The sequence below is a fragment of the Ruegeria sp. CF3 genome, assembly GCF_056537365.1.
The window spans coordinates 95,728-118,680 of record NZ_JBQFRK010000008.1; the positions used below are offsets into that span (position 1 = coordinate 95,728).

Genomic DNA, 22,953 nt, shown 5'->3' on the forward strand with positions numbered 1-22,953 from the left:
TTAAAGGCAGACCCTATGGGATTCTCAGTCAGACGCGATGGCCGAAGTCGAATATTCAGAACACGGAACGCATAACCGCGGCGCCCTAGGCACACGCTTTGTGGGCGGCATTGCCTATGTCGTGGCAGCCGCCTGTCTGTTGCCAATGGTGGCGGTTGTTCTGGCGGCGGTGACCGGTGGCACCGACACAATTTCCCATTTGTTAGAGACTGTTTTGCCTGGCTATGCGCTGACCACGGTGATCCTGGTGGTGCTGGTCGCAGCAGGGACGTTTTCGATTGGCGTCGGCGCTGCGTGGCTGGTCACGATGACCCGCTTTCCCGGAGTGCGGTGGCTGGAAATCGCTCTGGTCCTGCCGCTGGCCTTTCCGGCTTATGTGCTGGCCTATGCCTATACCTTCATTCTGGATCACCCCGGAATCGTTCAGACCACGCTGCGGGATGTGACCGGCTGGGGCCCGCGCGACTATTGGTTCCCCGAGATTCGCTCGACCGAGGGCGCGGCGGTGATGTTGATCCTGGTGTTGTATCCCTATGTCTATTTGCTGGCGCGCGCGGCATTTCTGCAGCAAAGCGCCACGGCCTTTCTGGCGGCCCGGGCGCTGGGCAATGGCCCCTGGCATGCCTTTTGGCGCGTATCCCTGCCGATGGCACGCCCGGCGATTGCGGGGGGCGTCTTGCTGGCGGTTATGGAAACCATCGCCGATTTTGGCACAGTCGCCTATTTCGGAGTGCAGACTTTTGCCACTGGCATCTACACAAGCTGGTTTTCCATGGCTGATCGCGCTGCTGCGGCGCAACTCGCCCTTTGTCTGTTGGGTTTTGCGCTTGTCATGGCCGTGGCCGAGCGGACACAGCGCGGCAAGGCCAAATACTATCAGGCAGGCAAGCGCCACGCAGGTCTGCCAGCGGCGCAACTCAAGGGATGGCAATCACTCGCGGCATTTCTGCTATGCGCAATTCCCGTCCTGTTCGGATTCCTTCTGCCTGTGGTTATCCTTGTGCAGATGGGGTTGGAATCCGAGCAGAACCTGCTGTCGCGCCGATATATCGGGTTCATACAGAACTCGCTGACACTGGCGGGGGCTGCGGCGGTTATCACCGTCAGCGCGGCGATTTCGATAGGATTCTTCCAACGCCTGCGCCCCGGGCGCGGGTCCGCCATGGCGGCTTATGTGGCGCGGTTGGGCTATGCAGTGCCGGGTGGCGTGATCGCCGTGGGGCTGATCGTCCCCTTTGCGGGATTCGACAACGCACTGGATGCGTGGATGCGCCAAACCTTTGGTATCTCGACCGGACTGCTGGTCACTGGATCCATCTGGTTGTTGATCGCGGCCTATATGGTGCGCTTTTTGGCCGCCGCGCTCAGCGCCTATGAAGGTGGGCAGAGTACCGTTCACGCCAATATGGATGCCGCCGCGCGGTCACTGGGTCAAACCCCGTTAGGAACGCTGCGCCGGGTACATCTGCCGATCCTTACGCCTTCATTGCTGACGGCACTGTTGATTGTCTTTGTGGATGTGATGAAAGAGCTGCCCGCGACCCTGATCATGCGGCCTTTTAACTTCGACACGCTAGCAGTGCAGGCCTATCGTCTGGCCTCGGATGAGAGGCTTGAAGGTGCAGCGGTTCCGTCGCTGGTTATTCTGGCTGTCGGGTTGCTGCCGGTGATCTTGATTTGCCGTCAGGTTGGGCGCAGATAGCGGGCGGGCGATCCAAAAATACAACACCTTGATGCCAGTGGGCTTGATTCGACGGCGATTTCCGGCAAGGCTTGTCATATGAACATGCAGCCTCCCAGCCGGTTCGGGTCCGGCTCTGCCCAGATGCCGGTCGCGTTTGACCGGCGCGAGATGTCTCAAATCCTGTCTGTTTATGGCCGAATGGTTGCTGCCGGTGAATGGCGCGACTACGGAATCTCGAACCTGCGGGATATGGCGGTATTTTCGATTTTTCGGCGCACGGCGGAACATCCCATCTACAGGGTCGAGAAGCACCCGCGCCTGCGGCTACGTCAGGGCATGTATTCCGTGGTCGGCATGGATGGGCGTATTTTGAAGCGCGGGCACGATCTGCGCTCGGTTCTGAGGGTTCTGGAACGCAAGCTTATCCGTGCGGTTGACCTGGATTAGAGCCTTTTATGCGCTGTAACCGGCCCGTCGCCCTGGGCGGCGATCCGGGCAATCGCCTGATCCATCGGTTCGAGCGCAACGGCCATGTGATAGGCGTTGGCGTGAAGTAGAAGGTTTTCGGCGGCAACCCAGGCAACATGGCCTTTCCAGAACAGCAAGTCTCCGCGCCGTGCGGGATCGCCCTCGGGCACCGATCCACCAACTTCGCGTTCCTGATCGCCGCTGTCTCCGGGACAAGGAACGCCGCAGGCGAGCAGTGCGAGCTGCACGAGGCCCGAGCAATCCAGCCCGAATCGACTGTTACCACCCCAAAGATAAGGGGTGCCGAGAAAAAGTTCGGCCGCGGTAACGGGATCGGTCAGCAGGGAATAGGCGGGCACGGCATGCACCCCCGGAATGAACCCGATTGGCGTTTCCAGAAACCCGCCCTCCTCAGACAGAGCCCTGATTTTACTGCCAAAGCTAAGAGAGGTCAGATCGCGGCTTTTTATATCGGGCTTCTGATAGGCATGGGTCGAAGCGGCGACGATCCAGTGAGTCTGTGGCTCAATTGGTCCCAGATCGTCCGTCGCCACCCATCCGGTATAGCCGTCCTTGCTGGCTGAGATCTTGCTCCAGCCGTTTTGGTCGTCCAAAACAGTGACCGTGTCGCCGAACAACAATTGCCGGTCGCGCGGACCGTCAGGGTGGCGCAGCAGGTCTATGACCGGTTGAATGATGCGCGCCTGAGTCATAGGCCAAGGATCTCTGGCAAAGCCCCCAGGAGGGCACGCGGGCCTTGGCCCAAACCACCCTTGCTGCGACCGGGTTCCTTACTGCGTTGCCACGAATAGATGTCAAAATGCATATAGCGACTTTCGGCAGCGAACCGGCGCAGGAACAGTGCCGCGGTGATAGAGCCTGCAAATCCACCAGAAGGCGCATTGTCGAGGTTAGCGATGCCGGGTTCGATCATCGCTTCATAGGGGTCATGAAAAGGCATACGCCAGACCGGATCAGCGGCAGCCCGGCCAGCACGCGCCAGCACGTCGGCGGCTTTGTCGTCATCGGTATAAAACGGGGCCAGATCAGCGCCCAATGCAACCCGGGCCGCGCCAGTCAAAGTGGCCATCGAGATGAGCAGGTTTGGCGCCCCTTCATGCGCCAGAGCAAGGGCATCGGCCAGCACCAACCGACCCTCGGCATCAGTGTTGTTGATCTCAACCGTTAGCCCATTACGCGCCGTCAGGATGTCGCCGGGGCGGAAAGCATTGCCCGCTACTGCGTTTTCGACCGCCGGGATCAGGACCCGTAATTGCACTTTCAGATCCAGCGCCATGATCATACGGGCCAGACCCAGCACATTGGCCGCTCCGCCCATATCTTTTTTCATCAACCCCATCGACGCACCGGGTTTCAGATTCAGGCCGCCTGTATCGAAACAGACCCCTTTCCCAACTAATGTTAGTTTTGGCCCTTGATCGCCCCAGTTCATCTCGATCAGACGCGGGGCCTGTTCGGCAGCACGCCCCACCGCGTGGATCATCGGAAAATTCTGTTCCAGCAACGCATCGCCTGTGATGACCGAGATGTCTGCACCGTGTTCCCGTGCCTGTGCCTCAACCGCGTGTTGTAATTGCACCGGGCCCATGTCCGAAGTGGGTGTGTTGACCAGATCCCGTGTCAATGCCTCAGCATTGGCCATGATTTCGATCCGCCGGGCATCTATGCCCTCGGGCTCAATAAGCGTGGCGTTGGCCGGGCTTTGCGCGGCATAGCGATCAAAGGCATATCCCGTCATCAGCCAGCCCAGGCATTCAGCCTCAAGCACATCTGCGGGAACGCCCGAGGCGATATGATAGGTGCCCTTGGGCAGCGATTCTGCGGCAGCGGCTAGCGGAAATCGCTTGCGTACCCGTTTTGCCGCGCTGCCATATCCCGCCAAGGCAAACTGCGGATTACCATCTGTGCCGGGCACCAGAAGTGTTTGACCCAGAGCTCCGGAAAACCCATCGGCCGCAACCCAAGCTCGGATATGATCCGGCTGATCGGTCAGCCAGCTTTCAAAATCTGATTGCTCTAACACATGTAGTGGCAGCGATGGGTCGGAGGCAGGGGCGAAGGACAGGGTCATGCGTGTCTCGGCTGGTTGGATTTTCGCCCAGACTATCTGTCTGCGGCGCACTCGCAACCCCCTCTCAGACAGATAGATCTTGTTGGTCCCAGACGGCAGTCAGCGATCGCTCGCCCACCCGGATCAGGCGGCTCAGAGTCGCCCCTGTCGCGACCGCATCGCCAGCGTCGACAGTACAGGCTACATCGCCTGCCACACGTGCCAGTGCTGTCATGCCGATTTGCTCGGATATGGCTACGAGAGATTTTGCGCATTTGCGCAGCCCGGCCCAATCGCGTTGCCGCCAAAACCGTTCACAATTCGACAGCCGCAACGCCAGTTCTTCAACCGTGCGGCACAGCACGTCCATCGCGTTGGTGTCGCCGAGCTGATTGTACAGGCTGCTCAGGCGGTCCGGGTCCAGACGCACGGGTTCCTTCTGTTCCAGTGTGATAATCTTGTCCACCACATTCACCCCAATTGAAATGCCCCCACGGCACAGTCAGAGATTGGCGGCAAAATACTTTGCAAAACCTTGCACCGGTTCAGAAGAATGGGTCGAATTTTCTGAGAATTCAGGCTTCCACGCGGTTCTGTGGGCAAAACCGGGCGAGAGTCCGGTCACACCTCTTGCGTTGACGCTCACTTGCTGCCAGTACCGTAGAAACCGGACAGAGAAGGACAGGATCATGCCGATTACCACTGACGAGCTGGCCGCTGCCCGTACCGCCTGGGGCGATGGGTTGATTGCGATCTCCAAAGCTTTTGAAGACGGTGGGATCGATGCGGCCCGTTCCGTTGCCGAGGGTGTTCTGGATGCGGCATACGGCTATAATCTGGGTCCGGTCCTGTTCAAACCAACTATGGCGTCCGGAGATCAAACCTTTCGCCCGACTCGCCACGGTGCACTGGCCTATTTTGTCGGTCACGATGCCGAATTTCCGCTTGATGGCGGTTTCGGAATCAAGGGTTGGCGCGAAATGGCAAGTGAGACTTCGGCCAGCTTCGTCGAAGGCGATGTCGCCATGTGGATGGGCAAGGTCATTCTGACGGATAGCCAAGGTAACATCACGCAAGTCGACAAAAGCTTCGGCTACAAAAAAGACGCTGACGGAGTGCTTCGCATCGTGCTGCACCATTCGTCGCTGCCTTACCAGCCACCGGCCTGATCCTGCGGGTCATACGATCGGGCCTCTGAAATTACGTCGATTTTTTGATATGTTTCCGATGATGTTGTCAGAATCGGATCGAGCTCATGAAATTGATTAAACGTATTCTCGTCACTCTACTGGTGATCATTCTGGCGCTTGTCGGAGTATCATATCTTTTGCCTGGTCAGGCCGAGGTGTCCCGCAGCATCACAATCGACGCACCAGCCTCGGCGATCTTTCCCTATGTGAATTCGATGCAGGAGACCGAGAAATGGTCCCCCTGGCTGTCCCGAGACCCCGAAACCAAGCTGAGCTATAGTGGCCCGGAAGCGGGTGTCGGAAACACACTGAACTGGGCCTCGGATAACCCGCAGGTGGGCACCGGTTCGCAGGAAATCACCGAGAGCACCCAGGATCAGTCCGTGCAAACCGCACTGGATTTTGGCCCGATGGGGACAGCCACCGCCTCGTTCCAGTTGCGGCCCGAAGGATCAGGCACACAGGTTACCTGGGGATTCGTATCCGACCTTGGTATGAACCCCATGTCCCGCTGGATGGGCCTAATGATGGACAATTGGGTCGGCGGAGATTACGAGCGCGGGTTGGAGAATTTGAAGACGCTGGTCGAGGGACAGGGGTGAACGATCAGGCAGGAGGCATCTCTCTGATGACTGCTTTGAGGCCATACCAGAAACGATTGTTGAACTGTACGTGCGCTCATAGCAGTCCCTTTGCCGCGCAGGAGGCTGGGATCAAGCCATCGTGCAGCGCAAATCGCCTCCGCTGATGCGGTGTTCAACTCGGTTCAAGCCCATACAGAACGGGGCGTGGATCGGTTGGTCCTTCGCTTCAATGCCATTTGTAGTGCCTACCATTTTGACGACAGCTTAATCGGGGCGACCACCGACAACCCGTCTGTTATTGAATATCAAATCGTGAAGACCGTAGGTTCGAATGTGCAAGTTGGTTTCTCGAAAGCCACAGATTCGATTTTGATGCTCTGAACATTTGGAAAGGTGTGTTTATGAGGCGAACGGTATTGATGTTAGCTGTTTTGGCATTAGCGGGATGCGCTTCAACCACCACTCCTCCATCAGCACCTATTCCAAACCCCGGTCGCGCGAGCGCGCCCGTCAGTTCACAACAGGCACAAATAAGGTTCCGTCAGGTCGCCTCACGAATAGAACCTGTGGCAGAACGAGAATGCCGCCGCCGCACTAAGAATGTGAATTGTGATTTTTTGATCCGCATTGATCCAGACAAAAAAGCACCCTCAAACGCGTATCAGAGTTTAAGCAAGTCGGGGCGCCCCGTTATCACAATGACTCAAGCGCTGATACGGAATGTAAACAACACTGACGAACTTGCATTTGTTATGGCGCATGAGGCCGCTCACCACATTCAAGGGCATTTGGCGCGACAGGCCCAAAATGCGGCGGCTGGTGCGGTGCTTTTGGCCGGTCTAGCAACAATTGCGGGGTCAGGGCCGAATGACATTGCCGCAGCACAAGACATTGGAGCCTTTGTTGGCGGCCGCAGCTATTCAAAGAACTTTGAATTGGAAGCTGATCGACTAGGCACTGTAATAGCCTACAAAGCGGGTTATGATCCACTCAAGGGTGCGCTGTACTTCGCACGAGTTCCTGATCCTGGTGATCGCTTTCTGGGGACGCATCCCCCAAACTCTCAAAGATACCATGCGGTAAAAGCGACAATGTCCCAGATCGGTGGCTGACCAACTGGTGCTGGATAGGCAATGGCAACGCATGCACAGGGCGGCTTTGCCCCGCAATATTGCCATCTCTGCCCGTCCACAAAATAATAAACCCCACTGGCGGTGCAGCGGGGTTTAATAGAGTCATAACCAACTGGCGAAGGTTACCCCTTCTTCAGAACTTCACGGCCCAGCAATTCTGCAATTTGAACAGCGTTCAACGCCGCGCCTTTGCGCAGGTTGTCGGATACGCACCACAGGTTCAGGCCGTTCTCGATGGTCGAGTCCTGACGGATACGGCTGATGAAGGTGGCGAAGTCGCCCGCGCATTCGATGGGCGAGACGTAGCCACCGGCTTCGCGCTTGTCGATCACCATGATGCCCGGTGCTTCGCGCAGGATGTCGCGGGCTTCGTCTTCGTCGAGGAACTCTTCGAACTCGATGTTCACGGCCTCGGAGTGGCCGACGAATACCGGAACGCGAACGCAGGTTGCGGTGACCTTGATCGACGGATCGACGATCTTTTTGGTCTCGACAACCATCTTCCACTCTTCCTTGGTCGAGCCGTCTTCCATGAAGACGTCGATCTGCGGAATGACGTTGAAGGCAATCTGCTTCTGGAATTTCTTCGGTTCAACCTCGGTCGTGGGATTATAGATGGCCTTGGTCTGATCCCAAAGCTCATCCATGCCTTCCTTACCGGCGCCCGACACCGACTGATAGGTCGACACAACCACGCGCTTGATCTTGGCACGGTCATGCAGAGGCTTCAGCGCGACGACCATCTGCGCGGTCGAGCAGTTGGGGTTGGCGATGATGTTTTTGTTTTTATAGTCGTGGATCGCCTCGGGGTTACATTCCGGCACGATCAGCGGAATGTCCGGGTCATAGCGATAGAGCGAGCTGTTATCGATCACCACGCAGCCAGCCGCTGCCGCCTTAGGGGCGTAAACCTTTGTGGCCTCGGAACCCACAGCAAATAGCGCCATGTCCCAACCAGTGAAATCGAATGTGTCCAGATCTTTGGTAGTGAGCGTCTTGTCGCCAAATGTCACCTCAGTACCCAGCGAACGACGGCTTGCCAGAGCAGCAAGTTCATCGACAGGGAACTGGCGTTCCGCCAGGATGTTCAGCATTTCGCGGCCCACGTTACCCGTGGCGCCGACGACTACGACGCGATAGCCCATTTCATGTCTCCAAAGTTAAGGACGCGCGTTCATAGCCGCGTTGCGGCAAAGAAAAAAGAGGCGTTTCGGCTTATTTCACCCCGTCACACCGATTTGACACAGTTCAGTACCGTTCAGGGTTGTTTCAGCAAGGATCGATAAACCTCGACAATCGCCTGCGCTTCGCCTTCGATTCGAAAATTCTGCTCGACATGGGCGCGCGCGGCTAGTCCCGCAGCGGCCAGCGCAGCGCGGTCCTGCACCATATCCTCCAGCGCGTCGGCCAGTGCAGGGGCATTGTCTTTCTCGACCAGTCTTCCGGTCTCACCATCCTTGATTTGCGCACTAAACGCTCCGACCCCGTGACTGGCTATGGCGGGCACGCCCGAGGCCATCGCTTCAAGCGGTGTAAGGCCGAACCCTTCGTGCCGTGCGGGCGCAACGAACAGATCGAGCGCGCGATAGGTCTCGACAATCTCATCCCAAGGACGCTCACCCAGAAAATGCACGCGGTCGCCCAGCCCGGCGTCCTGCAGCTTTTGCTCCTGCTCAGCCTGAAAAGCCTCAAATTCGTTGGTGGTACGCCCGGTAAAGATCACATGCGCATCGGGGTGATTAGGTAGCATCTTCAGGGCGGCATCGACCAACAAGTCGACCCCTTTCTGAGGGCGGATACGGCCAAAACACCCGATCAGCAGCCCGTCTGGCAGACCAAGTTTTTGGCGCAGGGCGCTTTTGTCCTCGGCCGGGTGAAACAGCTCGGTGTTGACGCCATGCATGATAACAGTAGCGGGATGCTCCAGAAAGGAAGCGGCTTGAGGCGTCGTCGCGATCAGCGCGTCCATTTTCGAAATCAGCCGCTTGGTGAACCCGGAATGATCACGTTGCGCGGCTGAGGTGAATAGCAGTTTGTAGTTGCGTCGAAGCACCGAACGCAAGACCAGACCCATCAACATCTCGGTATTCCGGCGTGCATGCCAGACCCGTTTGCGATTGGGTAGAAACAGTAGTTTCCAGAGTCTGATATGGGGCAAATCTGCCGGCAGGCCGGGACCGGTGGCACGGATGCCGATCATTTTCTGCTGGATTGGCAGCAGACGGATCACCGTCGTTGTCACGCCCGACAGGGAATGCTTCAGATTGGGTGCAATCACCTCAATGTCCTGCACGGGCGGTCTCCGGTTTCAGTCCACGCTGTCCCGACTGAATAGATAGATCACGCAGCCAATGGCAAGGGTGACCGCGAAAAAGCCGAAGATCGCCGTATAAGGTGCGGAGGGGCTGATCCCGGCGCTGGCTGCATGGATGCGCCCGGTGGCAAATTGCGCCAGACCGACGCCGCCGACGCCAAAAAGGTTTAGCAGGGTGACGCCCCGCCCGACCAGATGCGGCGGCACGAAGGCCCGGCCATGGGCCATGATCACCGGAAAACTGGCGCCCAGAAAGCCGATCACTGCCAACAGCAGCACCGAGACCCAAACGCCGCTGTCGACCCACAGGCACAACAGGCCGAGCGTCGTGGCCCCCAACACGTTACCGCCCAGGATCACCCATTTCCGGGTGCCCAGGATACGGTCCAGCGGCCCATAGGCGAAGGTTCCCGCGATCATCGCGGCCCCCATGATCAACGTTGCCGTCCCGATCTGAGCGGTGCTGAGCCCGAACACGTCATTCAAATACGGCCCGGCCCAAAGCCCTCGGATCGCACCCGATGGCGCATAAGACACAAGCATGAGCGGCAGAATGGTCCACAGCGCAGGTTCTTTCAGCAGGTCCAGAAGTGATCCTTTTTGCTCGGTTTTTACCTTTTCAGGGTCATGCACCGTCAGCCAGATCCCTGCAGCCACCGCAGCAGAGATAATCGCCAGACCGGCCAGCGTAGCGCGCCAGCCCATCAGCTCGACCGCCAGCGCCGTGGGGTATGAGGCGACCAGATTGCCGACAGAACCCACACCCAGCATCACCGCGGCGAGCGTGGCAAATTTGGCGGGTGGAAACTCTCGGGCAAAGATATAGTAGGACGCCATCAGAACGGGCGAACATCCAACCCCGATCAGCGCCATGGCGAGTGCCACATGGAATGGGGTCGTTGCGACCGCAAACAGGCCAGCCCCGCCAGCCCCGCCGATCAGTAGCAGCACCGCAGAACTGCGCCGAGGACCGACGCGGTCCAGTGCCCAGCCCACCGGGATCTGCATCGCCGCAAAGATTAGAAACCAAAGACCTGAGGCAAAGGCGAGGTCTTCGGGTGTTGCGCCGATATCGCGTCCCAGATCGGTGCTTAAAACTGCCAGAAAAGCGCGGAAAAACTGGCTGAGTACATAGGCCAGACACAAGATCACCAAACCTGCCTGCATTTCTTGACCTATTGTCTAGCTGCCCCGCCCCGATGCTTTGCACGCCGCGTTGATCGGCACAAGTGCCATGATTGAATCGATTGGGGCGGACATTCTTCACAATTGAGCTATCATCACGGCAGATTTTGGATTTCCCGAGTGTGTTATGACCCTCTCAGACTCTGTATTTTATGACTCCGTCCCCATTTCGGACAATTTCCTCAGCCTCAGTGACCCCGCGCAGTTCACACCTTTGCCAGAGACATGGGTTCTGGGCGTCGCCGATATCGTAGATTCGACCGGTGAAATCGCGCGGGGCCGGTACAAGACCGTCAACATGGTGGGGGCGGCCGTGATTTCAGGCATGATCAATGCGCTGGGCGGGCGCATATTCCCGTATGTCTTCGGTGGTGATGGTGCTGGATTCGCCGTATCGGACGAGGATGCCGAGATCGCGCGGGACACGCTGGCAACATTGCAAAGCTGGGCCGAAACGGAATTCGCCATCACTCTGCGCGCGGCGCTGGTTTCGGTGGCCGACATCCGCGCCGCTGGACGTGATCTGCGTGTTGCTCGCTTTGCGCCGTCCACCGGCGTTGACTATGCGATGTTTACCGGCGGGGGACTGGCCTGGGCCGAGGCTCAGATGAAATCCGGGCAACTTGTTGTGCAACCAGCCGGACCTGACGCGCAGCCCGATCTGACCGGCCTATCTTGTCGTTGGTCCAACAGTCCAGCGAGGGTTGGTCAGATCGTTTCACTGGTTATTCAGCCCACATCAGAGTCTAATGAGGCTGAATTCGCCGCCCTGACTCAATCCATCCTGTCCGTCGCCGAAGGGCTAGAACGCGCCGGTCACCCGGTTCCGGCCAAAGGACCTCCGATGAGTTTCCCTCCGCCCGGCGTCGATATCGATGCCCATGTCTCACGCGCGGGTCGGAATCTTCTGATGCAGAAAACACGCTTGATGATCGGGAATATGTTGATCGGCTTGTTGTTCAAAACCGGGATGCGCCTGGGTCAATTCGAACCCAAGCATTACAAGGAGATGGTCAGTCGCAACGCTGATTTCCGAAAGTTTGATGACGGTCTGAAAATGACGCTGGATTGTGACTCGAGCACGTTGGAAAAGCTCACTCAGATGCTGGAAGACGCGCAAACAAAAGGCAAAATCAGATATGGCATGCACGCCCAGCAAGAGGCGATGATGACCTGCTTTGTTCCCTCGGCCATGCGTGACGACCATGTGCATTTTGTTGACGGGGCCTCGGGGGGATACGCGCAGGCTGCAGCGTCAATGAGGGCCTAAAGCCCTCGAGCGATTTCAGTGATCACGTCATAGGCCATCATCACGTCCTGTTCTGTGGATTCAAACTGACCGGCCTGAAAGCGGATGACCAGATCGCCATCCACGCGGGTCTGTGTCAGGTAGATCCGCCCATCATCATTGATAGCATTCACCAGCCGCAGGTTCAGATCATCCAGATCGTCGGCCCCATCCGGCTCGTATCGGAAGGTCCAAAGAGACCACATTGGAGGCGTCACGATCCGAAAATCCGGTTCTGCTGCTAGACGATCATGCAGTGCGCGCGACCAATTGACGTGATTCCGCAGCCGTTCGCGCAACCCCTCCAGCCCATAGGTGCGGATGACGAACCACAGTTTCAGCGCGCGGAACCGACGTCCCAATGGCACCGACCATTCCGAGTAATTGATGATCCCGTCCTTGCCGTGGGTTTTCAGATATTCCGGGCTGATCGCAAGCGTGCGGACCAGATCATCGGGGTTTTTCAGGAAATGCGCACAGCAATCGAATTGCACGCCCAGCCACTTATGGGGATTGAATACAATGCTGTCGGCCTGATCGATCCCCGGCCAGTAGTGACGATATTCGGGGCAGATCATCGCCGACCCCGCCCAGGCTGCATCGACATGGGTATAAAGGCCGTATTTCTGTGCGATCGCCAGGCAGTGATCCACTGGATCAGTTGCCCCGGTTCCGGTCCCTCCAACACAAAGGATCACGCCCGCCGGGTGGAAACCAGACTCTAAATCTAATTGAATCGCTGCTTCAAGCGCATCGGGGTTCATTCCACGCCAATCACCTTGCACGGGGATGCGCACCAGATTGTCCTGTCCAATCCCCGCAACCCAGATGGCGCGGTCGATTGAGGTATGAACCTCGGAAGAGCAATAAATGCGCAGTGGCTTTTGACCGAACAGCCCCAGCGTGTTGCCCTGCCAGTTCATCGCCTTCTCGCGCATGGTCAGCACAGCCGCCAATGTCGCAGATGACGCCGAATCCTGAATAACCCCGGCAAACCCTTTGGGCAGGTCCAGCGCTTCGCGCAGCCAGTCCATCATTCGTGTTTCCATCTCGGTTGCGGCGGGCGAGGTCTGCCACAGCATACATTGCGGCGCGATGGCGCTGGCCAGGAACTCGGCCAGAACAGACGGGGCCGAGGCGTTCGAATTGAAGTAGGCGAAGAACCGAGGGTGTTGCCAATGGGTAATGCCGGGCATCACGATTTGTTCGAAATCATGAAAGATGTCCTCGATCGGCTCGCCCTGCTCAGGGGGATGCGCGGGCAGAGCGTTCAGGATATCGCCCGGCTCGGTCCAGGCGCGCACGGGCTTGTCGCCCACCGTCAGGTGATAGTCTTGCGTCCACTCGGCAACCTTCTTGCCCCAATCGGAGAATTCATTCCATTTCATCTTATCCGCCTCGGTAGCCTTTTTGTCAGTATCATATGCTAAACAAGTTAAGTAAAGCCCAGTAAACGAAACTCAACCACAACCAACGTTCTATTGCGAAATATTTGGAATTGCGCGAAAATTCCATATGTCAAGAAACTTACCACAGACGTCCCGATCATTGCCGATAGCGCTGTTGCGCGCTCGGGAAAGGGTGATGGGGCCTATTCGTGGTGTGCTAACGGATGCTGGCGTCACCGAGCAACAATGGCGCGTTCTGCGCGTTTTGCAGGAAGAAGGACCTCAGGAGCCTACTCAGATCGCCGAGCGCGCCTGCCTCTTGTTGCCCAGCCTGACGCGCATTCTGAAAAAGCTCGAAGACAGCAAGCTGATCATGAGGCGGCCGGATACCAAAGACCGCCGCCGACAGATTGTCGAAATCAGCGAGAATGGGTTGCAAATTATCGACGCAAATCTGGCGGAAATGTTGGAGCTGGCGGAACACACCCGCTCTTTGCTCGGGGCAGAGCAGCACGAGAAGTTGCTGGACCTTCTGGTAGAGCTTCACCAGCTGGAAGGCTGAGCGCAATGCTCAGAACAGGCTCTGACCAAACTGCTTGTCGTCGTTCAGACCTCGTTCAGGGCCCCAAACGATAAGCATTGTGGGCGGAGAAGGTAATATTCGTTGCCCGTAGATGGTTCGCGTCGTAGCCTCATCCTTACCTTTAACAAACGGTTCAATGCAGATGGATGGGCCCAAACCGCCAGAACCGGCACTGCCTGCACATATTGCAAAGCAGGATTTAAGCGAGCGAGTGGGCGCGCGTGTACGCCGGGCGCGTCAAATGCGAGGCATCCCGCGCCGGATCCTGTCTGAGAACTCGGGCGTTTCCCCACGCTATTTGGCGCAGCTTGAGGCGGGTGAGGGCAACATCTCGATCGGCGTGTTGCACCGTGTCGCACAGGCACTGGATTACAAAGCCGAATGGTTGATTGGTGAAGATGATCCGTGGGATTCGGATGCTTTGCAGATAGTTGAGCTTTTCCGACAAGCCAGCGACGACGTCAAAGAAAGCGTCAGGCGTGCATTGCAACCTCACCCAGATGAGGATGCACGTGCGCATCGGGTTTGTCTGATTGGGTTACGCGGAGCGGGTAAGTCAACTCTTGGCGCTATGCTGGCTGCCGCACAAAGACTGCCGTTTGTTGAACTCACAGCCATGATTGAAGAGATGGCCGGCATGCCCATGTCTGAAGTGATGGCGTTCTACGGGCAAGACGGGTATCGCAATCTGGAAGCGCAGGCGCTGGATCGGGTGATTGCAGAGCATGATCGGGTCGTGCTGGCAGTCGCGGGCGGGATCGTATCAGAGCCTTCGACCTATGCTACCCTGCTTGGCCGGTTTCACACCATCTGGCTGCGCGCGTCACCGACCGAGCATATGGACCGCGTGCGCGCCCAAGGCGACGAACGCCCGATGGCCGGAAATCCCAAGGCGATGGAACAGCTCAAGAACATATTGGCCAGTCGCGAGGCTTTGTATGGGCGGGCAAATGCGCAGCTAGATACATCGGGCAGGGCGCCCCATGTTTCGCTGAACGAGCTGCGCCTACTGATTGAGGAACAAGGTTTCCTGATCGAAAAATTGGGTTCTATTTAGGATCTTTCAGCCAATCCTTTTCAAATTCCACCCCGTCCAGTTCCGCAAATCGCCGTACCCGGTCCAATTCGGCCTGCAGGCGGCGGGTTCTTGCGTCAGACCAACGCACCGACCGTTCTGGCCATACGGATCGGACTTGCAACAGTCCACGGTCTCGCTGGGCCTTCATGTCGATGCGTCCGATCAACCGGTGCCCTTCAAGCAACGGAAAGACATAATAGCCGTAGGTACGCTTGGGTTCGGGTACGAACACCTCGATCCGATAGTGGAATCCGAACAACCGCTCGGCCCGGTTCCGGTCACGCAACATAGGGTCAAAAGGGCTGAGAACTCTGATCCGGCCCGGCGCATCGGGCAGCTCTGTAGCGTGTTCACATAGACCGGGGCGGGCGAACACTTTTCGTTCCCGCCCGTCTGCGCATTCGACGCAGATCTCTTCGATTTCACCCTGTGTTAGAGCCCGTTGGCACCAGGATTTTGCCTCGGCAGCGCTTACCGTATCCCAGAACGCGGCAAGCTCTCCCGATGTGGCGAACCCCAGCCGGTCGAGTGCGGCGTTACACAACCAATCCACAGTTTCATTTGCGTCGCAATGCAAATTGCCGGGGCAAAGTTGAGTTTCTATAACCCGCTCTGTCAGGTCATAGCGTTTCTGAAACCCATCGCGTCCAACCACGGTCAGCGCGCCGGATCGCCAGAGATATTCCAGCGCGGTCTTGGATGGATGCCAGTCCCACCAACCGCCAGATCCCTTTTTCTCGTCTTTTCCGACATCGGACGAGCCAACCGGACCATGGTCGCGGATATGTTGTAGGACGGTTTCGAACTTTTGCTCAAACCCGTCACGCCGCCAGTTCTTCCAGCGGGCTTTCAACATGTCGGCATCGCGCAGGAACCGCAGATGCCAATGGCGATAGAATTCCATTGGGATCACCGCCGCATCGTGCGTCCAATGCTCAAACAGCGCGCGGTCGCGTTCGTAGAGCTGCTTGAGGTAGCGCGAACGATAGCTGGGCTTACGCGCATATAGGATCATGTCATGCGCGCGGGCGACGGTGTTGATACTGTCGAGCTGGACAAACCCTAAACGATGGATCAGCTGTAACAAGTCATCGCCTTTGGAACTTCCAGTAGGCTGTTCCAAAAGCGCGTGCCGATCCATGAACAGCGCCCGCGCCGCGCGGTTGTCCAGACGTTGCTGCGCCATCTGGCGTTATCGCCGTTTCAGCGTGTCGCCGTAGCTGATCTTGGGGGTTAGGGTAACGCGGGTTTCAACCTCGGAATCCGGATCGGCCAGCTTCGCCGCAATGATCTCGGCCGCGGTGCGCCCAATCTCGGTCCGGCAGGCATCCATCGTGGCCAGCTTGCGTGGTAGCCCCTGCAGCAGCTCCACATTGTTGAATCCGGCCAATCCGATCTGACCGGGCACATCAATCCCTTGATCCAGCAAATACAGCAGCCCACCTGCGCCGATCATATCGTTGGAATAATAAAGAAAATCCAACTCGGGCGAGCGTTCAAGCATCGCTTGTGTCATCTCGCGCCCCTTGGCCAGCGCCGACCCGCCCGAGTAGAATTCGCGATCTTCGATCTCGATCCCGTGCTTGCCCAATACTTCGGTGAAGCCTTCGAACCGTTTACGGGCACGGTGGTCCAACGGCATCTTGGTGCCCATAAACCCGATATGCTCATAGCCCGCCTTCAGGATTGCCTGCGCCATTTCGCGCCCGGCGCGGCGGTGAGAGATTCCCACCATCGCATCCACCGGTTTGCCATCAGTATCCATGATCTCGACCACCGGTATGCCAGCCGAATCCAGCATAGCGCGCGCGGCTTCGGTATGCTCCAGTCCGGCAATGATCACGCCTGAGGGCCGCCACGAGAGCATCTCGTACAGCACTTTTTCTTCTTTTTCTGGCAGATAGTCCGTGACGCCAACCACCGGCTGCAGTTCAGTATCTTCCAGCACCTGATTGATACCGGTTAAAACTTCGGGGAAGACCATATTTGACAATGACGGGATGATCACAGCGACCAGATTCACCCGGCTTGACGCCAATGCTCCCGCGATCTTGTTGGGCACATATCCCAGCTCTTTTGCGGCGGCCAAAACACGGGTACGGGTGGCATCCGACACATCCCCGCGATTACGTAGCACCCGGCTAACGGTCATTTCGGATACTCCGGACGCTTCCGAGACATCACGAAGGGTAAGCGGGCGTTTTGTTTCTGTTGTCACCGAGATACCTGCATTGTTTGTTTGGCCGATGGTAGCGTGAACAGGGCGAATTGTTCAACTGTTGTGCAAAGCCCATGACAATCTGAAAAAACCCCGCTAGAGAAAACGACGCGCGGCCCCGTGGCTCAACTGGATAGAGCAGCCCCCTCCTAAGGGGCAGGTTGCAGGTTCGAATCCTGCCGGGGTCGCCAAGCTTTTCTGAACGTACCCGATTAAATGCGTTACAGACCAAGCGTTCTAATTCTCTGCCCTTTGGGAGACGAAGGAATTATACCCTCGTCACTTCTTGCCGGGTGTGCCGTCGAATTTCTTTTCGATGTCGCTCCAACAGTCGATGTAATCGTCCTGCAGTGGTGCCTCATTGGCGGCGAACGCTGTGAGATGTTGCGGAAAGCGGGTTTCGAACATGAAGGACATGGTGTTTTCCAGCTTGTCTGGTCCCAGGTTTGAATTCGATGCTTTTTCAAAGGCTTCGCGATCCGGGCCGTGGGGCAGCATCATGTTGTGCAGGCTCATACCGCCGGGAATAAAGCCCTGCGGTTTCGCATCATATTGGCCGTAGATGTTGCCCATCAGCTCGGACATGATGTTCTTGTGGTACCAGGGCGGGCGGAAGGTATCTTCCATGACCATCCAGCGCTCGCGGAACAGAACAAAGTCGATATTTGCGGTGCCGGGCTGGCCTGAAGGTGCGGTTAGAACGGTGAAAATCGACGGATCCGGATGATCGAACAGGATGGCTCCGACCGGGCAATATGTACGCAGGTCGTATTTGACGGGTGCATAGTTGCCATGCCACGCCACCACGTCCAGCGGGCTGTGACCGATTTTAGTCTGGTGAAACTGGCCGCACCATTTGACGGTCACGGTTGAAGGCACTTCGCGGTCCTCAAACGCCGCGACCGGTGCTTTGAAATCACGCGGGTTGGCCATGCAGTTGGCGCCGATCGGGCCGCGGCCAGGCAGTTCGAATTTCTGGCCGTAGTTTTCGCACACGAACCCGCGCGCAGGGCCTTCCACAACTTCGACCCGGTAGACAAGGCCGCGTGGAATGATAGCGATTTCCTTGGGTTCAAGGTCGATGATCCCTAATTCGGTGTAGAATCTCAGAACGCCCTCTTGCGGCACCACCAGCAGCTCGGAGTCAGCCGAGAAGAAGTAATCATCCTGCATCGAAGTATTCACCATATAGATATGGCTGGCCATCCCGACCTGAGTGTTCACATCCCCGGCAGTGGTCATGGTGTGCATGCCCGTGACCCAGGTTGTCTGTTCACCGGTATGGGGCACCGGATCCCAGCGGTACTGTCCCAAGCTGACAACGTCAGGATCGACATTTGGCGCTGATTTCCAATAGGGAACTTCGATTTTTTCATAGCGATGTGAATGCTTTACTGACGGGCGGATTCGATAGCACCAGGTGCGCTCGTTCTGGTGCGAGGGTGCCGTGAACGCAGTACCTGAAAGTTGCTCTCCATAGAGGCCGTAATTGCATTTCTGCGGGCTGTTCATACCCTGGGGCAGAGCATCAGGAAGCGCTTCAGTTTCGTAATCGTTGCCAAAGCCCGGCATGTACCCTTCGTGCGGCCCTTTCAAGGATGGGGCAACTGTCATGCGTTCATTCTTGGTCGGCTCATTCATTTTGCACGTTCCTTCCGGACAGATACGATCGAATTTAATCGGTGTGGTAATAGTTGACTTTGTAACTAACAAGCGTGACGGGAAGGTATCCTCAAAAAAGATGAGTTTGATTTGCAGGAAATTGCCATAGCATTGCACCATGTCCTTCTTCGACTGGCAAAAGGTAGTGCTACAGAGACTGTTAATTCCGGTAGCTACGGGTCGATTCTCGGGGTCAAACAAAGAAATTGACTCAGACAGGCCAAACCAGTCTGATTGTACATCGGTCAAGTGACCGGAAGTGCCAGGGTTCAAATTTTATGGAGATTTTGGTGCCCAGGAGAGGACTCGAACCTCCACGTCCATACGGACACTAGCACCTGAAGCTAGCGCGTCTACCAATTCCGCCACCTGGGCAGGTGTCGTGGAGGGGCGTTTAAGCTGACTGGCAGTGGGCGTCAACCAGATTCGGGGGTGTTTTTGAAAGTTTTTTGATGCGTGCCCCAACTTCTGGTTCACGCGACGGATTTTCAGAGAAGCGCGGCGTTATTGCGCCTTGTTCGACGGGCTCGTGGGCGCTAGATCAATTCAGACCAAGACAGCAGGAGCGCCATCATGTCGAAACTCGTCACGATTTACGGTGGATCGGGCTTTGTTGGCCGATATATCGCGCGGCGTATGGCTGCCGAAGGCTGGCGTGTCCGCGTCGCTGTGCGGCGGCCCAATGAAGCGATGTTCGTCAGACCCTATGGCGCGGTTGGTCAGGTCGAGCCTATCTTGTGCAATATCCGTGATGACGCCTCGGTCGCTGCAGCGATGCATGGTGTGGACGCCGTGGTGAATTGCGTTGGCGTATTGAATGAGCTGGGCAAGAATGCGTTCGACGCAGTGCAGGCCGAAGGTGCCGAACGGATCGCCCGGCTGGCGGCCGCTCAGGGTATTGACCGCATGGTTCATATCTCGGCCATCGGTGCGGATCCCGAATCCGACAGCCAATATGCACGCACCAAAGCGCAGGGCGAGGCGGGCGTTTTGCAACACATGCCGGGTGCCGTCATTCTGCGCCCATCAGTCATTTTCGGCACCGAAGACCAGTTTTTCAACCGCTTCGCAGGAATGACGCGGATGAGCCCGTTCCTGCCGCTTGTTGGGGCGGAAACGAAATTTCAACCTGTCTATGTCGATGATGTTGCGCAAGCGGCAGTTCAAGGCGTTCTGGGCAAAGCGTCTGCCGGTGTTTATGAACTGGGCGGGCCAGAGGTAAAGAGTTTCCGCGCCTTGATGCAGCAGATGCTCGACGTAATTCATCGCCGCCGGATCATCATCGGGATGCCTTTCTGGGCGGCGAAAATCATGGCGGGTGTGTTGGATATCGCGAAGTTCGTCAGTTTTCAGTTGTTTCCGAACAATATCCTGACCCGTGACCAGCTTAAAAATTTGCGGCGCGATAATGTGGCGGCGGATGACGCTAAAGGTTTTTCGGACCTCGGGATCGAGCCCGCAACGTTGGAGTCGGTGCTGCCAGAATATCTGTGGAAATTCCGCCCCGCGGGTCAGTATGACGATATTCAGAACTCGGCCAAGAACCTGCGCATCTGATCAGCTATAGGCAATCATTAGCAGTATTGCTCCGAGGATGACCCGGTAGATCACATAGGGTGTGAAACTGACGCTGCGCAGAAGCCGCATCATCAGGTTAAGCGCGAGCAGAGCCGAAACAAAGGCGAAGGCTGCGGCAATCGCGCCGTCCTTGGCCAGCTGTGTGTCCGCCTCACGGACGACGTCGACCGAAAGCAGGACGCCCGAAGCGACAATCGTTGGGATCGACATCAGCATGGCAATCCGCGCACCATCTTCGCGTGTATAGCCAAGCTGACGAGCGCCTGTGATCGTAATCCCCGAGCGTGAAGTCCCCGGGATTAAGGCCAACATCTGCCACAGCCCCATGATCATTGCGTCCTTTAAGCCCCAGTCCGAACTACGTTTGGTTTGTACCCCCTTTTGATCCATCCAATACAGCACTAACCCGAAGCCAAGCATCGCCCATCCGATGACGGCGACTGAACGCAGAGCCTGCTCAAGCCCCGTCAGGTACACGATCCCGCCCGCAATGACTGTCGGAATCGTGGCGATGACCAAGCCCAGTGCCAACCGCGCCTGAGGCGTCTCAATTCGTCCTCGGATAATTTGGGGTATCCCGGCTAGGGCTTGTTTCACATCTGACCAGAAATAAAGAATAACCGCGCCAAGTGTTCCTACATGGACGGCGACATCGATTGCCAGGCCTTGATCATCCGCGCCAGTCAGGCGGGGCAGCAGGATCAGGTGCCCGGATGAAGATACAGGCAAGAATTCGGTGACGCCCTGAATGATCGCCACAAGAATCAAGTGAAAAAGGCTCATCTGCTCTGCCGGTACCGTGCTCGTTTTGTTGAGAACAATGGGTATAAGCGGGCAACGGGAAAGTGAAGTGTCCAGATAGGTCCGAATCGGAACTAAAAACACGACAAATTTCTCTGAAAAAACATCGAGCGATGCAGTTTTCTCAATATAGGTCAGTACAGTTGACTTTTCATCCAGAATGACATCACTTAAAGAACCCTGACCAAGCCAATTCATGGAGTCTGACCCGTGGCCAAGCAACCGATGCTGAAATTTGTGCAGATCGATCGTGTCATGCCTGAAAAGCGTGCCGCCAGTGACCGCAAAGAGGATTTCGATGAAATCTATGCCGAGTACGCCGCGGAGAAGGCGGCCGAACAGGCCAGCCGATGCAGCCAGTGCGGAGTGCCCTATTGCCAATCCCATTGTCCGCTGCACAACAATATCCCTGATTGGCTGAATCTGACGGCAACCGGGCGGTTGGAAGAGGCGTTTCAAACAAGCCAGGCTACCAACACTTTCCCTGAAATCTGCGGTCGCATTTGCCCACAGGACCGTCTGTGCGAAGGCAATTGCGTGATCGAGCAATCAGGCCACGGTACGGTCACCATCGGCTCGATCGAGAAATACATTACCGATACAGCCTGGGATAAAGGCTGGGTCAAACCCGTTCAGCCCCGTGCCGAGCGCGACGAAAGCGTGGGTATCATTGGCGGTGGACCCGGTGGATTGGCTGCGGCGGATATGCTGCGCCGGGCGGGTATTCAGGTCACGGTCTATGATCGATATGACCGTGCGGGGGGGCTGCTGATGTACGGCATTCCCGGATTCAAGCTGGAAAAGGATATCGTCCAACGCCGAAATGACCTGCTGGCAGATGGTGGTGTTGCATTTGAGCTGAACTGCGATGTGGACGCCGCGAAATTCGCGGAAATCCACGCGAAACATGATGCGGTGATTATTGCAACGGGCGTCTACAAATCCCGTGATCTGTCCATGCCCGGCAGCGGTCTGGGTGGGATTGAAAAGGCGATCGATTTTCTGACAGCCTCGAATCGCAAAAGTTTTGGCGATGCGGTTGATGACTTCGACAATGGCCGCCTGAACGCGGAAGGTAAGAAAGTGGTCGTCATCGGCGGGGGCGATACCGCAATGGATTGCGTGCGCACGTCGATTCGTCAGGGTGCGACGTCGGTCAAATGCCTCTATCGTCGGGACCGCGCCAATATGCCGGGCTCGCAGCGTGAGACCCAGAATGCCGAGGAAGAAGGCGTGATCTTCGAATGGCTTAGCGCACCCAAAGGCTTTACCGGCGATGAGCAGGTAAACGGTGTCATGGTGCAGAAGATGCGTCTGGGCCAGCCCGATGCCTCGGGCCGTCAGGCTCCCGAAGTGATTGAGGGCGCAGACTATGTCGAAGAGGCCGATCTGGTGATCAAGGCGCTTGGATTCGAACCCGAAGACCTGCCCACCCTGTTTGGTCAACCCGATCTACCCGTGACCCGCTGGGGTACCGTCAAAGCCGCGTTCCAGACCGGTGCGACCGAGATGGAGGGCGTTTATGCCATCGGCGACATCGTGCGCGGTGCTTCGCTGGTGGTCTGGGCGATCCGTGACGGGCGCGATTGCGCAGATGCCATAATTGAGCGTTTTAACGCCAAATCCGCCATCGCAGCCGAGTGAAACAAAACGCAAAAGCAATTCGAAAAATCCCAGCGGGTATGCGTTCGAAAGCGAACGCCGACAGATGAACAAAAGCCTGTGTGC

General features: G+C 57.1%; 21 protein-coding genes and 2 tRNA genes. 11 read left to right on the top strand and 12 right to left on the bottom strand.

Going from position 1 to position 22,953, the window contains the following annotated elements; all coding sequences use genetic code 11:
• Positions 1-37: 37 nt before the first annotated feature.
• Both ACR0KC_RS20475 and ACR0KC_RS20480 read left to right on the top strand, forming a co-directional pair.
• Positions 38-1,702: an ABC transporter permease gene (locus ACR0KC_RS20475; RefSeq protein WP_170515416.1), complete on the top strand. Its 1,665-nt coding sequence runs from the start codon at positions 38-40 to the stop codon at positions 1,700-1,702.
• A 78-nt stretch (positions 1,703-1,780) separates the two neighbouring features.
• Positions 1,781-2,131, top strand: a complete 351-nt coding sequence (locus ACR0KC_RS20480) for a DUF2794 domain-containing protein (protein WP_480707521.1) — start codon at positions 1,781-1,783, stop codon at positions 2,129-2,131.
• Here ACR0KC_RS20480 and ACR0KC_RS20485 read toward each other — a convergent pair.
• The 3 genes from ACR0KC_RS20485 to ACR0KC_RS20495 all read right to left on the bottom strand — a co-directional run bounded on the left by ACR0KC_RS20485 (position 2,128) and on the right by ACR0KC_RS20495 (position 4,698).
• Positions 2,128-2,865: a C40 family peptidase gene (locus tag ACR0KC_RS20485; RefSeq protein ID WP_480707522.1), complete on the bottom strand. Its 738-nt coding sequence runs from the start codon at positions 2,863-2,865 to the stop codon at positions 2,128-2,130. The genes ACR0KC_RS20480 and ACR0KC_RS20485 overlap by 4 nt on opposite strands.
• A complete protein-coding gene (locus ACR0KC_RS20490) occupies positions 2,862-4,244 on the bottom strand; it encodes a leucyl aminopeptidase family protein (protein ID WP_480791480.1) in 1,383 nt (460 codons plus the stop codon). The genes ACR0KC_RS20485 and ACR0KC_RS20490 overlap by 4 nt, the downstream gene beginning before the upstream one ends.
• Positions 4,245-4,308: 64 nt before the next feature.
• Complete coding sequence (locus tag ACR0KC_RS20495; protein ID WP_170399254.1) at positions 4,309-4,698, bottom strand: hypothetical protein; 390 nt, start codon at positions 4,696-4,698, stop codon at positions 4,309-4,311.
• 214 nt (positions 4,699-4,912) lie between these two features.
• Here ACR0KC_RS20495 and ACR0KC_RS20500 point away from each other — a divergent pair, with 214 nt between their 5' ends.
• From ACR0KC_RS20500 to ACR0KC_RS20510, 3 genes are all read left to right on the top strand, one after another.
• Positions 4,913-5,392: a phosphoribosyl-AMP cyclohydrolase gene (locus ACR0KC_RS20500; RefSeq protein WP_170399250.1), complete on the top strand. Its 480-nt coding sequence runs from the start codon at positions 4,913-4,915 to the stop codon at positions 5,390-5,392.
• A gap of 86 nt (positions 5,393-5,478) precedes the next feature.
• A complete protein-coding gene (locus ACR0KC_RS20505) occupies positions 5,479-6,015 on the top strand; it encodes an SRPBCC family protein (protein ID WP_170399247.1) in 537 nt (178 codons plus the stop codon).
• A 401-nt stretch (positions 6,016-6,416) separates the two neighbouring features.
• Positions 6,417-7,109 (top strand): M48 family metalloprotease, encoded by a 693-nt coding sequence (locus ACR0KC_RS20510; protein ID WP_480444271.1) that lies wholly within the window; start codon positions 6,417-6,419, stop codon positions 7,107-7,109.
• Positions 7,110-7,252: 143 nt separating this feature from the next.
• On the opposite strand, the gene ACR0KC_RS20515 is transcribed toward ACR0KC_RS20510, so the two are convergent.
• The 3 genes from ACR0KC_RS20515 to ACR0KC_RS20525 form a co-directional block, all read right to left on the bottom strand.
• On the bottom strand, positions 7,253-8,275 hold the full coding sequence (locus tag ACR0KC_RS20515; protein WP_170399241.1) for an aspartate-semialdehyde dehydrogenase: 1,023 nt from the start codon (positions 8,273-8,275) through the stop codon (positions 7,253-7,255).
• A gap of 113 nt (positions 8,276-8,388) precedes the next feature.
• Entirely contained in the window at positions 8,389-9,423 is a 1,035-nt protein-coding gene (locus ACR0KC_RS20520) for a glycosyltransferase family 4 protein (RefSeq protein ID WP_480707525.1), read from the bottom strand.
• 15 nt (positions 9,424-9,438) lie between these two features.
• Positions 9,439-10,611 (bottom strand): MFS transporter, encoded by a 1,173-nt coding sequence (locus ACR0KC_RS20525; RefSeq protein WP_480772202.1) that lies wholly within the window; start codon positions 10,609-10,611, stop codon positions 9,439-9,441.
• A gap of 145 nt (positions 10,612-10,756) precedes the next feature.
• On the opposite strand from ACR0KC_RS20525, the gene ACR0KC_RS20530 reads away from it, so the two are divergent.
• The gene (locus ACR0KC_RS20530) at positions 10,757-11,899 is read left to right on the top strand and encodes a DUF3095 domain-containing protein (protein ID WP_170567238.1); all 1,143 of its coding nucleotides are present in this window, start codon (positions 10,757-10,759) and stop codon (positions 11,897-11,899) included.
• Here ACR0KC_RS20530 and ACR0KC_RS20535 read toward each other — a convergent pair.
• Positions 11,896-13,305 carry a pyridoxal phosphate-dependent decarboxylase family protein gene (locus ACR0KC_RS20535; RefSeq protein WP_480772203.1) on the bottom strand — a complete coding sequence of 470 codons (1,410 nt, stop codon included), beginning with the start codon at positions 13,303-13,305 and terminating at the stop codon, positions 11,896-11,898. The genes ACR0KC_RS20530 and ACR0KC_RS20535 overlap by 4 nt on opposite strands.
• 127 nt (positions 13,306-13,432) lie before the next feature.
• Between ACR0KC_RS20535 and hpaR the strand changes: the two genes are divergently transcribed.
• Both hpaR and ACR0KC_RS20545 read left to right on the top strand, forming a co-directional pair.
• On the top strand, positions 13,433-13,867 hold the full coding sequence (gene hpaR, locus ACR0KC_RS20540; protein ID WP_170426263.1) for a homoprotocatechuate degradation operon regulator HpaR: 435 nt from the start codon (positions 13,433-13,435) through the stop codon (positions 13,865-13,867).
• A 163-nt stretch (positions 13,868-14,030) separates the two neighbouring features.
• A complete protein-coding gene (locus ACR0KC_RS20545) occupies positions 14,031-14,945 on the top strand; it encodes a helix-turn-helix transcriptional regulator (protein ID WP_170399212.1) in 915 nt (304 codons plus the stop codon).
• Here the strand turns inward: ACR0KC_RS20545 and ACR0KC_RS20550 are convergent.
• Positions 14,938-16,152 carry a winged helix-turn-helix domain-containing protein gene (locus ACR0KC_RS20550; RefSeq protein ID WP_480772204.1) on the bottom strand — a complete coding sequence of 405 codons (1,215 nt, stop codon included), beginning with the start codon at positions 16,150-16,152 and terminating at the stop codon, positions 14,938-14,940. The two genes, ACR0KC_RS20545 and ACR0KC_RS20550, sit on opposite strands and share 8 nt — an antisense overlap.
• A 6-nt stretch (positions 16,153-16,158) precedes the next feature.
• Positions 16,159-17,184, bottom strand: a complete 1,026-nt coding sequence (locus tag ACR0KC_RS20555; RefSeq protein WP_170399205.1) for a LacI family DNA-binding transcriptional regulator — start codon at positions 17,182-17,184, stop codon at positions 16,159-16,161.
• 114 nt (positions 17,185-17,298) lie between these two features.
• On the opposite strand from ACR0KC_RS20555, the gene ACR0KC_RS20560 reads away from it, so the two are divergent.
• Positions 17,299-17,375: transfer RNA gene (locus ACR0KC_RS20560), tRNA-Arg, on the top strand.
• Between the two features lie 88 nt (positions 17,376-17,463).
• Here the strand turns inward: ACR0KC_RS20560 and hmgA are convergent.
• Positions 17,464-18,825, bottom strand: coding sequence for a homogentisate 1,2-dioxygenase (gene hmgA / locus ACR0KC_RS20565; RefSeq protein ID WP_480772205.1), 1,362 nt, complete (start codon positions 18,823-18,825; stop codon positions 17,464-17,466).
• Positions 18,826-19,134: 309 nt separating this feature from the next.
• Positions 19,135-19,221, bottom strand: a tRNA-Leu gene (locus tag ACR0KC_RS20570).
• Positions 19,222-19,419: 198 nt separating this feature from the next.
• Here ACR0KC_RS20570 and ACR0KC_RS20575 point away from each other — a divergent pair.
• Positions 19,420-20,403: a complex I NDUFA9 subunit family protein gene (locus ACR0KC_RS20575; protein ID WP_480772206.1), complete on the top strand. Its 984-nt coding sequence runs from the start codon at positions 19,420-19,422 to the stop codon at positions 20,401-20,403.
• Here ACR0KC_RS20575 and ACR0KC_RS20580 read toward each other — a convergent pair whose 3' ends face one another.
• The gene (locus ACR0KC_RS20580) at positions 20,404-21,207 is read right to left on the bottom strand and encodes an undecaprenyl-diphosphate phosphatase (RefSeq protein ID WP_480707530.1); all 804 of its coding nucleotides are present in this window, start codon (positions 21,205-21,207) and stop codon (positions 20,404-20,406) included. It abuts the gene before it with no gap.
• A 228-nt stretch (positions 21,208-21,435) separates the two neighbouring features.
• Here ACR0KC_RS20580 and ACR0KC_RS20585 point away from each other — a divergent pair, with 228 nt between their 5' ends.
• Positions 21,436-22,869, top strand: coding sequence for an NAD(P)-dependent oxidoreductase (locus ACR0KC_RS20585; protein WP_480772207.1), 1,434 nt, complete (start codon positions 21,436-21,438; stop codon positions 22,867-22,869).
• Positions 22,870-22,953 lie beyond the last annotated feature (84 nt).

What these genes read in the sequence shown, in the direction of transcription:
- ACR0KC_RS20475 (WP_170515416.1), top strand. Translation starts at nt 38, where the DNA reads ATGGCCGAAGTCGAATATTCAGAACACGGAACGCATAACCGCGGCGCC.
- ACR0KC_RS20480 (WP_480707521.1), top strand. Translation starts at nt 1,781, where the DNA reads ATGAACATGCAGCCTCCCAGCCGGTTCGGGTCCGGCTCTGCCCAGATG.
- ACR0KC_RS20485 (WP_480707522.1), bottom strand. Translation starts at nt 2,865, where the DNA reads ATGACTCAGGCGCGCATCATTCAACCGGTCATAGACCTGCTGCGCCAC.
- ACR0KC_RS20490 (WP_480791480.1), bottom strand. Translation starts at nt 4,244, where the DNA reads ATGACCCTGTCCTTCGCCCCTGCCTCCGACCCATCGCTGCCACTACAT.
- ACR0KC_RS20500 (WP_170399250.1), top strand. Translation starts at nt 4,913, where the DNA reads ATGCCGATTACCACTGACGAGCTGGCCGCTGCCCGTACCGCCTGGGGC.
- ACR0KC_RS20505 (WP_170399247.1), top strand. Translation starts at nt 5,479, where the DNA reads ATGAAATTGATTAAACGTATTCTCGTCACTCTACTGGTGATCATTCTG.
- ACR0KC_RS20510 (WP_480444271.1), top strand. Translation starts at nt 6,417, where the DNA reads ATGTTAGCTGTTTTGGCATTAGCGGGATGCGCTTCAACCACCACTCCT.
- ACR0KC_RS20515 (WP_170399241.1), bottom strand. Translation starts at nt 8,275, where the DNA reads ATGGGCTATCGCGTCGTAGTCGTCGGCGCCACGGGTAACGTGGGCCGC.
- ACR0KC_RS20525 (WP_480772202.1), bottom strand. Translation starts at nt 10,611, where the DNA reads ATGCAGGCAGGTTTGGTGATCTTGTGTCTGGCCTATGTACTCAGCCAG.
- ACR0KC_RS20530 (WP_170567238.1), top strand. Translation starts at nt 10,757, where the DNA reads ATGACCCTCTCAGACTCTGTATTTTATGACTCCGTCCCCATTTCGGAC.
- ACR0KC_RS20535 (WP_480772203.1), bottom strand. Translation starts at nt 13,305, where the DNA reads ATGAAATGGAATGAATTCTCCGATTGGGGCAAGAAGGTTGCCGAGTGG.
- hpaR (WP_170426263.1), top strand. Translation starts at nt 13,433, where the DNA reads ATGTCAAGAAACTTACCACAGACGTCCCGATCATTGCCGATAGCGCTG.
- ACR0KC_RS20545 (WP_170399212.1), top strand. Translation starts at nt 14,031, where the DNA reads ATGGATGGGCCCAAACCGCCAGAACCGGCACTGCCTGCACATATTGCA.
- ACR0KC_RS20550 (WP_480772204.1), bottom strand. Translation starts at nt 16,152, where the DNA reads ATGGCGCAGCAACGTCTGGACAACCGCGCGGCGCGGGCGCTGTTCATG.
- hmgA (WP_480772205.1), bottom strand. Translation starts at nt 18,825, where the DNA reads ATGAATGAGCCGACCAAGAATGAACGCATGACAGTTGCCCCATCCTTG.
- ACR0KC_RS20575 (WP_480772206.1), top strand. Translation starts at nt 19,420, where the DNA reads ATGTCGAAACTCGTCACGATTTACGGTGGATCGGGCTTTGTTGGCCGA.
- ACR0KC_RS20580 (WP_480707530.1), bottom strand. Translation starts at nt 21,207, where the DNA reads ATGAGCCTTTTTCACTTGATTCTTGTGGCGATCATTCAGGGCGTCACC.